The following is an 11,931-nucleotide window of genomic DNA, read 5'->3' as shown; positions in this document are numbered from 1 at the left end:
TAATTGCATCACCCCTTCACGCTACTCTCATTTCATTTATGCTGGATCTTTAATTTACAACACTCTTTTTTAGTGTTTTATATCGATAAAAATCCAAATGCAGAACATGTAACTTATGCTTTCGGGAAGTGTATTGATAAATATTCTTTTCAGGGTAGGAAGCTGATCAAGGGGAATTAACCCCAAGATCGCTCGATCGCTTACTGATCGGTTAGATGTGTATTGTACAGAGTTTAATCAGCCGACTGACTTGGATGACGCTGTTGTACCACGCTGGTGATCTCGCCGTTACTGAGCTGGGTGCGCAGGATATCGCCTTCATGCAGTTGATTGATGTTATTAATAATTCGCCCATCACTGTCACGGCTAATCGAATAGCCACGAGAGAGCGTCGCTAATGGACTGACGGCATCCAAGGTCGCCACCAAGGTCAAAAGTCGCTGCTGCGCGTGTGACAATTGCGAGTTCATCACGTGGACGAGGCGTTGATGGTGCTGTGCCAATTGAGCCTGATGTTGATGAATACGATGCTCAGGCGTCACGCGTTGTAACCGGCTATCCAGGGCATTAAGCTGGTGGTTATATCGTGAAAGCTGTTTCGTCAGTCCTTGGTGAATGCGCCTTTGCAGCTCATCAATATGCTGACTTTGCTGTTGCAGACGACGACGGGGGTGTTGGTGAGACAAACGGTGTTCGTGCTGCGTCAGTGCCCGTTGCTGGCGATAAAGTAGCGTGCCGATCGCGTTTTTAAGCGCTTGCTCGCGCTGCTGATATTGCTGCAAGCGATAACTCAGATCACGGCTAACAAGCTCTGCGGCAGCTGATGGGGTGGGGGCGCGAACATCGGCAACAAAGTCAGCAATGGTCACATCCACTTCATGGCCTACGGCACTGACGATGGGGATCTGACTCGCGGCGATAGTACGGGCGACGATTTCTTCATTAAAGCACCATAAATCCTCGAGTGACCCACCGCCACGACCAACAATCAGTACGTCACACTCATGACGGCTATTGGCGCGCCCGATCGCTTGCGCTATCGATACTGCCGCATCTTGCCCTTGCACCAGGGTCGGATAAATCACCACCGGCAGGCTAGGGTCCCGTCTTTTAAGTACATTCAGAATATCATGCAAGGCAGCGCCGGTTTTGGAGGTGATTATGCCAACGCGCTTTGGTTGGTCGGGCAAAGCTTGCTTAGCGGTTTGTGCGAATAACCCTTCTGCGGCTAACGCTTGTTTACGTTGCTCAAACGCCTGCTGCAGTCGTCCATCGCCTTCGGGCTGCATGCTTTCTAAGATCAGCTGATAGTCGCCTCGAGGCTCGTACATAGACACACGCGCGCGCACCAGGACTTGATCCCCATTTTTGGGTTTAAAGGTCACGCGACGATTGTTACCACGAAACATGGCACACTTCACTTGGCTTTGGTTGTCTTTGAGTGACAAATACCAATGGCCAGACGTTGCCGCGGTAAAATTGGAGAGTTCGCCCGTTAGCCAGACAATGCCAATGTTTTTTTCTAAGCAAAGACGCACCTCCGCATTGAGGCGGGAAACGGACAAAATATGTTGATTACTCGCGGTCACAATCGCTGATCCTTTTGATAAACCTGATCGCATACTACCTGCCGTATACTGGGATGCCAACTGACTCAGCATGACGATAGCCAGGCGATCGAAGCAATCGATTGCGAAAAAATGAACAATGTATCCGTTGATAAATCAACCGACTAAATCTGTCTTGGGCAATCAATCGCTATTCTTAGTAAAAATCGATAGCCAAACGTTTGCGCTGCACGTATAATTCTGCGGCAATATTTTGTTCCCCTTCACAACTTTTAGTGTGAGATATTGCAATGCTGAGAATCGCGAAAGAAGCGTTAACCTTTGACGATGTACTCCTCGTCCCTGCCCACTCAAATGTACTCCCTAACCATGCGGATCTGCGGACCCAATTGACCCGTTCAATTAGCCTGAACATCCCTGTGCTCTCTGCAGCAATGGATACAGTGACCGAAGCCCGTTTGGCCATCGCATTGGCACAAGAAGGCGGCCTTGGCTTTATCCATAAAAATATGACCATCGAGCAGCAAGCCGAGCAAGTGCGCTTGGTGAAAATCTATGAAGCGGGCATGGTGTCTAACCCGGTTACGGTGACGCCTGAGATGACCATTGCCGATGTCAAAGCCTTGACCGAACGCAATGGCTTTGCCGGTTATCCAGTGGTGAATAAACAAAAAGAGCTGGTAGGCATTATTACAGGACGCGACGTGCGTTTTGTCTCAGATCTTAGCAAACGTGTTGAAGATGTGATGACCCCTCAGTCTCGTCTCGCCACCGTGCGTGAGGGCGCTGAGCGTGAGCAAGTGCAACAGTTGATGCAGCAGCATCGCGTCGAAAAAATTCTGGTCGTCAACCAAGACCATCACCTCAGCGGCATGATCACCGCCAAAGATTTCCAGAAAGCGGAAAGCAAGCCTAACGCCTGTAAAGACGAACAAGGTCGTTTGCGTGTCGGTGGTGCCGTCGGCGCAGGGGCGGGCAATGAAGAGCGTATCGCGGCCTTGGTGGAAGCGGGAATCGATGTGTTACTTATTGACTCATCACACGGCCACTCTGAGGGCGTCCTACAACGTATTCGTGATGCCAGAGCCTCGTACCCGCACTTACAAATTGTGGGCGGTAACGTTGCCACTGCCGAGGGCGCACGTGCCTTGATTGACGCGGGTGTGGATGCCGTAAAAGTCGGTATTGGCCCAGGCTCTATTTGTACCACGCGTATCGTCACTGGCGTGGGTGTGCCGCAAATTACCGCGATCAGTGATGCCGCTGCCGTCGCGCAAGAGTATGGTATTCCGGTAATTGCCGATGGCGGTATTCGTTTCTCGGGTGACTTGTGTAAAGCCATTGCTGCCGGCGCATCCTGTGTGATGGTGGGCTCAATGCTCGCCGGTACCGAAGAATCTCCGGGTGAAGTCGAGCTTTACCAAGGCCGCGCGTACAAATCTTATCGCGGTATGGGCTCAGTGGGCGCCATGTCAAAAGGCTCATCTGACCGTTACTTCCAAAGCGATAACGCCGCCGATAAGTTGGTGCCTGAAGGCATAGAAGGGCGCGTTGATTACAAAGGCATGATGAAAGAGATCATCCACCAACAAATGGGTGGGTTGCGTTCAAGCATGGGCTTAACGGGCTCTGCTACCATAGAAGAGATGCGCACTAACGCGCAGTTTGTTCGCGTGACCGGCGCGGGCATGAAAGAATCACACGCGCATGATGTCACCATTACTAAAGAAGCGCCGAACTATCGCCTCGGCTAAAGACATCACTACCGCGATGCATTTGAGAGGGGAGCACAGCTCCCCTTTGTTCCACTTAATTGAGAAAGCCAGATAATGACCCAGAACATTCATGCTCAACGTATTTTGATCCTTGATTTTGGCTCCCAGTACACCCAGTTGATTGCGCGCCGTGTCCGTGAAATTGGTGTGTATTGTGAGCTTTGGAGCTGGGATGTCGATGAGCAAGACATTCGTGACTTTGCTCCCAACGGCATCATCCTATCCGGTGGCCCAGAGAGCGTGGCAGAAGCCAACTCGCCACGTGCACCGCAATATGTCTTTGACGCAGGCGTGCCTGTGTTGGGCGTATGCTATGGCATGCAGACCATGGCTGAGCAGCTTGGTGGCAAGGTTGCGGGCTCTGAGCATCGCGAGTTTGGCTACGCGCAAGTAAAACGCGTTGGCCAGAGCGCACTGTTTGATGGCATTGAAGATGCTATTGCCGATGATGGTCACCCACTTTTAGATGTGTGGATGAGCCACGGCGATAAAGTGGTCGCGATTCCGGAAGATTTTGTCAAAATCGCTGAAACAGATACCTGTCCGTTTGCAGCCATGGCCAACGAAGATAAACGTTTTTATGGTGTTCAGTTTCACCCAGAAGTGACGCACACGCGCCAAGGCAAACGGATGCTTGAGCAGTTTGTGATGCAAATCTGCCAATGCGAGCGTTTGTGGACACCGGCAACCATTATTGACGATGCGATTGAGCGTATTCGTGAGCAAGTGGGGGATGACGAGGTGATCCTTGGCTTGTCTGGCGGCGTCGATTCTTCTGTAGTGGCTATGCTGGTTCACCGTGCGATTGGCGATAAGCTCACGTGTGTGTTCGTTGATAACGGCCTGCTGCGCCTTAACGAAGGTGAGCAAGTGCTGGAAATGTTCGGCGATCACTTTGGGTTGAACATTATTCATGTCAATGCGGAAGACCGCTTCCTTAATGCCTTGAAAGGTGAAGCCGATCCCGAAGCGAAGCGTAAAATCATTGGCCGGGTGTTTGTCGAAGTGTTCGACGAGCAAGCGAGTAAAATGGACAATGCTAAATGGCTGGCGCAAGGCACCATCTACCCAGACGTGATCGAATCGGCGGCTTCGAAAACCGGTAAAGCGCATGTGATTAAATCACACCATAACGTCGGTGGCTTGCCGGAAGAGATGGAAATGGGTCTGGTTGAGCCACTCAAAGAGCTGTTCAAAGACGAAGTGCGTAAAATCGGCCTTGAACTTGGCTTGCCATATCACATGCTGTTCCGCCACCCCTTCCCAGGGCCAGGCTTAGGTGTGCGTGTGCTGGGTGAGATTCAAAAAGAATATTGCGATCTGCTTCGTCGCGCTGACGCGATTTTTATCGAAGAGCTGCGCAATGCTGACCTCTACGAGAAAGTCTCGCAAGCCTTCGCGGTGTTTCTGCCGGTTCGCTCGGTAGGTGTGATGGGCGATGGCCGTAAATACGATTGGATCATTGCCTTGCGTGCCGTCGAAACCATCGACTTTATGACCGCGCACTGGGCACACCTGCCATACGATTTCCTCGGCAAAGTGTCGAACCGCATCATCAACGAAGTCGACGGCATCTCCCGCGTAGTTTACGACGTCTCCGGCAAACCCCCAGCGACGATTGAGTGGGAGTAAGACTCGCGATATAGCGAATTAAGCCTTGCCAACTAACAACAATGCCAGTCAGTTTTTCTGACTGGCATTTTTTATGATCGCTACCCATCAACTATTGACGTCATTGCTGCAAAAACCGAAAAACAGTCCGAAGATCAGAGCCATTGCCGGTAAAATGGGTATATTCCAAAACAGGCTAGCCGGCTTGCCTACAAGTACATGATCAGAGTGTTGCACTTATTATCTGAATTCAGGCCACCCTAGAGACGCTAACAACAAGCACATGAAGGCACACATCCAAAAGAGAAACTGTTAATAATTTAAGAACCTATCTCAATAGGTGTTATCTGAGCTAGATCAACACCTATTGAAATATTGTAAATGAGTTCAACAAAATGGCTTTGTTGATCAAATTACTCACCTAACGTACTGATCCCAATGGGATTGCTCCCATCAATAAATTCGGTAGCTAACAGGCATACCAAGTCTTATGACTTTGTTCATCGTTTTTACGTTGGCTAGTGCTTCGCTAACTTGTGCATTGTAATCACGTAGTGTCAGTCGCGCGTTACGCTAACCGGTGCCTATTTAATTCTAGCTCGCCGCTCATCTTGCGGAATTTATCGTTCACGACTATTATTTGTTCATGAATCATGAACGGTATTTATGTGTGAACGAACACGCAACACTACTAATGCTAGCTTTGGATAATCTGCCTTCGCATATTCAAGGGGAGTACTCTTTCGATCCTAAGCCGGATGGTGAGCATTACACCGATGCTGAGGTGACTCTGACAGTGCACGGCCAACGCTATTTGTTTAGCACTGAAATAAAGCGTATCCATCGTAAAGAGAGCCTATCAGCATTGCTAGGCGCTGCTCGCTCAGACAATCTGTTGGTGTGTAACAGACTGACGACTCATCTCGCCGATTTTTGTACCGAGAACGCGATCAATTTTATTGATGAGGCCGGTAATGCTCGCGTGAGCTATGACGGGCTGAATTTATGGATTGAGGGCAAAAATCTCACTGAAAACCACCTCGCAATTCCACAGCCGGCAAAGCCGGGGTTAGGTTTTATGAAGCTGTTGTTTGCTTTGTTGGTTCAGGAAGATGTGTTGCATCTGCCGTTTCGAACCATAGCCGAGATGGCGAATATCTCATTAGGTATGGTGAGTAAGGGGTTTAAATACTTAGAAGCCGAGAAGCTTGTTAGTCTTGGTCGTACTCGTCGCATTTTGGATAAAGAGGCCCTTTATCAGATCTGGATTGAACACTATCGTACCGTGCTTAGGCCAAAGCTCGGAGGGCTAAAATTAGTTGCGCCGGATGATTGGCGAGACATCCCTTTAACATCCAAGGATTGCTGGGGGGGAGAAGTCGCTGCCGATGAACTGACACGCTATTTACAGCCTTATGAGTTACAGCTCTTTACTTTAGAGCCATTGCAAAAAAAGCTTGCGCTGATCAAAGCAAAGCCAGACGCTTCGGGCAGGCTCTGGTTGGTGCCTGCATTCTGGGGAAAGGCGCTGGATATCAATATCAATGCCAAGGCATTGTTGGCTGTTGCTGAGCTACTTGCAAGCAGAGATAGCCGAAACAAGGAGGTTGCCGAACGCATCAATGAGCAATATCTACAGCTTAAAACACTCCCTGAAACCTGGGTTTGAGCCTGTACTGACACTGATCATCCGCACAACCCAGCGTGCCATTTTTGTATTCGCGGATGACAGCGTCTTGGCTTAGTCCCTATAACTGTCCGAACTTGCCTGCTTGCAGATCGTTGAACGCTTGCAAAATCTCTTGCTTGGTATTCATCACAAAGGGGCCATGACCGACGATGGGATCGGTGATGGGCTCGCCACTGAGTAGCAAAATCACGCTATTTTGTGAGGCGTGCAATGCGACCTCGCGGCCTTGGCGGCTAAGCAGTGCCATATCGGCGTCGCCAATTGGGTCGGAGCCGTTGATACTGACATTGCCCTCCAGTACTACCACCGCGGTGGTCCAGTCTTGGGGAAGCGTAAGCTGCGTTTTCCCGTCAGCGTTTAGCCGTATATCCCAAACCTGCATAGGGCTGAAGGTTTTGGCCGGCCCCTGCTGACCCTCAAACTCACCGGCAATGAGCCGTAATGTGCCCGCCTTATCGGCCAGGGGAACGTCGGGAATATCGGCTTTGCGAATGCCTTGATAGCTCGGGTCGGTCATTTTGTCTTTTTTGGGGAGGTTAACCCACAGTTGCACCATTTGCAGCTCGCCGCCAGTGTGGCTGAACGCACTGGAATGAAACTCCTCGTGCATAATGCCGCTACCTGCGGTCATCCACTGTACATCCCCGGGGCCAATCACGCCGCCTTTACCAGTGGAGTCACGATGCTCTACTTCGCCTTGATACACAATGGTCACGGTTTCAAAGCCGCGATGGGGGTGTTCACCCACCCCTCGCTTCACGCCATCGGCAGGAAAGTGCATTGGACCGGCATAGTCCAGCAGTAAAAAGGGGCTCATCTCCGCCGCTTGATGGTGATAGGAAAATAGCGAACGGGCTGGGAAACCATTGCCTACCCAGTGTGCTGCAGGGGCTTTAGTAATACGCGAAATGGATTTCATGGTGCTCTCCTACCATTGATGTCCCTCCATTATATCGTCGCTGCTGCAGAGTGCTAAGGATCAACACTCCTATTCCTCGCTAGCGGGGTTTTTGTTTCTAAATGTTTCATTGCTGTCTGTAAGCATCCGTTTTTTGTGCTGCTTTTCTAACTTTAAAGGAATTTAACATTGGGTTAACTGGCTTACTTATGGCTAACTATGCTGATTTTTGCTTTACTGACGATAATTTGTCATTTTATTGTCATTAAAGCCTGCTGGATCAGGTAAGCCAAAACACAACATCGAAAATAATGGAGTTCCCAGTGAGTCAACATATTAATCCAGCAACCGATACAGGCCGACCGCGCGGCATGGATCGGTTTTTAAATATGATAGAGCGTGCGGGTAACCGGATCCCAGATCCCGCCTTATTGTTTTTCTGGGGCCTGGTGACGGTTTGGGTGCTCTCCGCTCTCTTGTCACAAATCACGTTTAATTCTGTTCACCCATTGACCGGGGACACCGTCCAAGTCAAAAACCTGCTCACCGGTGATGCGCTCGCCCACTTTTTAGCCAATATGGTTGACACTTTTACAGGTTTTGCGCCGCTTGGGATTGTATTGGTTGCGATGTTAGGGGTGGGTGTGGCTGATCAGTCAGGCTTTATCACCACCGGTTTGAAGAAAATGCTGAGTGTGACGCCGAAGCAAGCACTCACACCCATGCTGATTTTGGTGGCGATCGTGTCACACACGGCGGCGGATGCAGGCTATGTACTGGTGATCCCACTCGGCGGGATTATCTTCCACGCGGCGGGGCGTCATCCGCTAGCGGGGATTGCCGCCGCTTTTGCTGGGGTGTCGGGAGGCTTCTCGGCCAACTTTATTCCGTCTGGCATTGATCCTTTGCTGGCAGGCTTTACCGAGTCGGCCGCACACGTGTTGGATGACAGCTACCAAGTTAATCCCCTCGCTAACATCTACTTTACGGGCTTGTCGTCTATTTTAATCGTGGCGCTGGGCTGGTTTGTGACTGAGAAAATTGTCGAGCCACGCTTAAATCGCACACCGATTGATGAGGATGCCGAAGAGGCGCCTGATCTGGGCTCATTCACCACCATTGAAGGTAAAGCCTTTAACCGTGCCGGATTGGCGATGCTGGCCGGGATTGCCGCGCTGGTGGCGGCCTCATGGCCGGAAACCTCGCCGCTTCGGTCACCGGCGGGCGAGCTCACCGCCTTTGATGCACCGATTATGCAATCGATCGTGCCGCTCATTTTTGTGCTGTTTATTATTCCAGGCATTGTGTATGGCAAAACCGCAGGCACCTTTAAAACCAGCCAAGATGTGATTAAATCCATGTCTGACACCATGGCGACCATGGGCGCTTATATGGTGATGGCATTTTTCTGTGCGCAATTTTTAGCCGCATTCACCCAATCAAATATTGGTACCTTGTTAGCGCTGAATGGCGCGGAGCTATTGCAGTCAATGAACCTGCCAGGTGAGATGACGATTGTGGGGATGATTTTGCTCACCGCTCTCGTGAACCTGTTAATCGGTTCTGCGTCAGCGAAATGGGGTCTGATTGGACCGATTTTGGTGCCAATGCTGATGGTTGTCGGTATTTCCCCTGAATTGTCACAAGCGGCCTATCGTGTCGGGGATTCCGTTTCGAACATTATCTCGCCATTAATGGTGTTCTTCCCGCTCGTTGTGGTGTATTGCCAGCGCTATGTTAAAGCAACAGGCATTGGCACCGTGGCGTCAATGATGATCCCTTATTCATTGACCATGCTGGTGGGCTGGACCTTGTTCTTGCTAGCGTACTGGGCATTCGGATTGCCACTGGGTATTCAAGCAAGCTATCAGTACCTGGTGCAATAACGGTCACATAGAGCGCGTATCGTCTATCATGACGTTGCAGACACAAGCCGGCCTTCGAGCCGGCTTATTTGTGTCGTATACTAGCGATGAATTACATAGCCAATAAATCGAGGTTGGAATGAACGAGCCACAAACGTCGGATACGATTCACGACGTTTATATGCGCCAGGCGATCACACTGGCCGACAATGCTGAGCAAGAAGGTGAAGTGCCTGTCGGCGCCGTGGTGGTGTATCAAGGTGAGGTTGTGGGCACAGGGTGGAACCGAACCATTACCCAGCATGATGCCACTGCCCATGCCGAAGTGATGGCCTTACGCCAAGCCGGCCAAGTGCTGGGTAATTATCGCCTATTAGACGCGGATCTTTATGTGACACTCGAACCGTGCCCGATGTGTGCGGCGGCGATGGTGCATGGCCGTGTCAGAAAGGTGTATTTTGGCGCGCCGGATCCCAAAACCGGCGCGGCTGGCTCGGTGATGAACCTACTCAGTTATGAAGAGGTAAATCATCATGTGCAAAGCGAGGGTGGGGTATTAGAGGCTGAGTGCCGTGCGCAACTGCAAGCGTTTTTCCGCCGTCGTCGTGCTGAAAAAAAGGCTGCAAAAAAGACAGCCCGTGGTGAGGCCTCTATTGTGTCGTCTGATTCAGACCAAGCGTCTTAAAACGCCTCATCAAACGCGGCAAACTCACGAATTGCAAACGCGCGTTGGCGCCATAGTACTTTCTTGTGCATATTTTGGCGCATGCGCTTGCGACGGTTGGCCGATGAAATATTGTTTTTACGAAAGCTTTGTTTCACCAGCCGTTTTTTTGGCACCATAGGATCCTCATTGCGGTTGCTTTTCTGATTGCGATATTGGGTTTTGTTCAGAGCCCTCTGGCGTAGTATCCGGCGCTGGTTCAGCAACTTGCTCGGAGGATGGCTCGGGCGCAATGATGGTTTGCAGCCCACCGAGCGATTCGACTTGCTGACTGTCCAGCGACTCTATATGTGCTTTTTCATAGCCTAGAATACTCTGATAATAACGGCGAATATTCTCAACATAGCTTAGCGCTTCATAGCCACGTGCATAGCCGTATCGTGTTTGCGTGTAATATTGGCGCTTAGCGAGCAAGGGAAGGCGCTGTTTCACATCACTCCACGAGTTAGGATTGGCGCCTTGCGCTTCAGTGAGTCGCCGCGCATCCATCATATGACCAAAGCCAATGTTATAAGAGGCGAAAGCAAACCAAATCCGCTCGTGTGGGTTAACACTGTCGGGAATCCGGTCGAGCATACGCTGCAGGTAGAGTGAGCCGCCTTTGATGCTTTGTTCTGGATCCAGACGGTTGCGCACGCCGACGGATTTAGCGGTCGGTAACGTCAGCATCATCATCCCACGTACCCCTGTGGGAGATATGGCGCGTGGATTCCAGTGTGATTCTTGATACGACAAGGCAGCAAGCAGGCGCCAATCAAAATCGTTTGCATGCTTTTTGAAAAGGTGCTCCCACTGCGGGAGTTTGCTTTCTATGGCGCGCAAAAATGCGCGGGTATCAACGTAATCAAATTGATTCACGTGGCCAAAATACTTTTCTTCTAAAATTGCCAAGTCACCGGTTTGGTTCAGCTCACCAAAAAAATTCACCATCAGGGCATAGGCGCTGCTGTCGCCCTGTTTTTTCATAAACCAGGCGACGGGCTCATCTTCACTCAGAGCCATGGCGACGGCAATATCAGGTTGGGTGCGTTGCATTAAGGCAATATCGACGGAGTCGGCAATGGTAAAATCGATATCACCGTCTGCAACCTGTTTAAGCAGTTCATCGTCGTCGGCGTCTTGCACAACTTTCCAGCTTAAATCGGGGTGATCGTTTTTAAGCGATTGTAAGGTGAGATCGTGACTCGAACCTTCCACTACCGCCATTACCGCGTTCTCGCGGTTAAAATCGCCAACATCGCGAGGGCGCCAATGTCCCTTTTTATACACCACTTGTTGGCTGACAAAATAGTAGGCGGGGCCGGGGCGAAATTGGGCCAAGCGTTGGTCGGTAATGGTGAGTCCTGCAGCAATTAAATCGACATCACCGCGCTCTAATGCAGGAAAGAGGCCGGATAACGTATAGGTCGGCACCATTTCCAGCTTTACGCCAAGCTTGTCAGCAAAACGTGATGCAAGTTCGTAATCAAGCCCGGTCGGGCCATCGGGACCAATATAATAAGAAAGTTCGTTATTGAGTGTTCCGACTCTTAGCACGCCGCGGTCGCGGATTTTTTCCAGTACGGTGCGATCGTCGAAGTGCCAATCACACCCCGTTAATACTAGGCTAACTACCAGCACGACAAGGCTAGTCATCCATGATTTCAGAGAAAAGTCACGCTGTATCAAAGGCTGTCGCTCGCAGTTGCTGGCTAGCGTGGTAGTGCTAGCGATGATCGATAGACGCCACATTCTACGTGAATAGGTTGGATACGGATAGAGGGAAAATTTTTTGCGCAAACGGTTGCGTCAGGTGTGTTG

The 11,931-nt window shown here is 50.6% G+C and carries 9 protein-coding genes and 1 pseudogene; 5 read left to right on the top strand and 5 right to left on the bottom strand.

Annotation, left to right across the window (positions count from 1 at the left end):
• Positions 1-233: 233 nt before the first annotated feature.
• On the bottom strand, positions 234-1,589 hold the full coding sequence (gene xseA, locus BZG78_RS04115; protein ID WP_077660478.1) for an exodeoxyribonuclease VII large subunit: 1,356 nt from the start codon (positions 1,587-1,589) through the stop codon (positions 234-236).
• A gap of 269 nt (positions 1,590-1,858) precedes the next feature.
• Here xseA and guaB point away from each other — a divergent pair, with 269 nt between their 5' ends.
• Both guaB and guaA read left to right on the top strand, forming a co-directional pair.
• The gene (gene guaB / locus BZG78_RS04110) at positions 1,859-3,322 is read left to right on the top strand and encodes an IMP dehydrogenase (protein ID WP_021022936.1); all 1,464 of its coding nucleotides are present in this window, start codon (positions 1,859-1,861) and stop codon (positions 3,320-3,322) included.
• A 75-nt stretch (positions 3,323-3,397) separates the two neighbouring features.
• Complete coding sequence (gene guaA / locus BZG78_RS04105) at positions 3,398-4,975, top strand: glutamine-hydrolyzing GMP synthase (RefSeq protein WP_021022937.1); 1,578 nt, start codon at positions 3,398-3,400, stop codon at positions 4,973-4,975.
• 432 nt (positions 4,976-5,407) lie between these two features.
• On the opposite strand, the pseudogene BZG78_RS15275 reads toward guaA, so the two are convergent.
• Positions 5,408-5,515 (bottom strand): annotated as a pseudogene (locus BZG78_RS15275) (IS5/IS1182 family transposase); the annotation flags it as partial.
• Positions 5,516-5,624: 109 nt separating this feature from the next.
• Here BZG78_RS15275 and BZG78_RS04100 point away from each other — a divergent pair.
• Positions 5,625-6,623, top strand: a complete 999-nt coding sequence (locus BZG78_RS04100; protein WP_077660477.1) for a type IV toxin-antitoxin system AbiEi family antitoxin — start codon at positions 5,625-5,627, stop codon at positions 6,621-6,623.
• A gap of 79 nt (positions 6,624-6,702) precedes the next feature.
• On the opposite strand, the gene BZG78_RS04095 is transcribed toward BZG78_RS04100, so the two are convergent.
• The gene (locus BZG78_RS04095; RefSeq protein WP_077660452.1) at positions 6,703-7,563 is read right to left on the bottom strand and encodes a pirin family protein; all 861 of its coding nucleotides are present in this window, start codon (positions 7,561-7,563) and stop codon (positions 6,703-6,705) included.
• Between the two features lie 350 nt (positions 7,564-7,913).
• Between BZG78_RS04095 and BZG78_RS04090 the strand changes: the two genes are divergently transcribed.
• Positions 7,914-9,428: an AbgT family transporter gene (locus BZG78_RS04090; RefSeq protein ID WP_241833844.1), complete on the top strand. Its 1,515-nt coding sequence runs from the start codon at positions 7,914-7,916 to the stop codon at positions 9,426-9,428.
• 118 nt (positions 9,429-9,546) lie between these two features.
• Positions 9,547-10,092 (top strand): tRNA adenosine(34) deaminase TadA, encoded by a 546-nt coding sequence (tadA, locus tag BZG78_RS04085; RefSeq protein WP_021023010.1) that lies wholly within the window; start codon positions 9,547-9,549, stop codon positions 10,090-10,092.
• Here tadA and BZG78_RS15470 read toward each other — a convergent pair.
• A complete protein-coding gene (locus BZG78_RS15470; protein ID WP_021023011.1) occupies positions 10,089-10,250 on the bottom strand; it encodes a hypothetical protein in 162 nt (53 codons plus the stop codon). The genes tadA and BZG78_RS15470 overlap by 4 nt on opposite strands.
• 7 nt (positions 10,251-10,257) lie before the next feature.
• The gene (gene mltF, locus BZG78_RS04080; RefSeq protein ID WP_077660450.1) at positions 10,258-11,766 is read right to left on the bottom strand and encodes a membrane-bound lytic murein transglycosylase MltF; all 1,509 of its coding nucleotides are present in this window, start codon (positions 11,764-11,766) and stop codon (positions 10,258-10,260) included.
• Between the last annotated feature and the right edge of the window lie 165 nt (positions 11,767-11,931).

The organism is Salinivibrio sp. MA351, assembly GCF_001996065.1.
In the GTDB taxonomy this organism is placed as follows: domain Bacteria; phylum Pseudomonadota; class Gammaproteobacteria; order Enterobacterales; family Vibrionaceae; genus Salinivibrio; species Salinivibrio costicola.
Note: the sequence above shows the minus strand (reverse complement) of the source record. Positions and strands in the feature narration are given on the sequence as shown.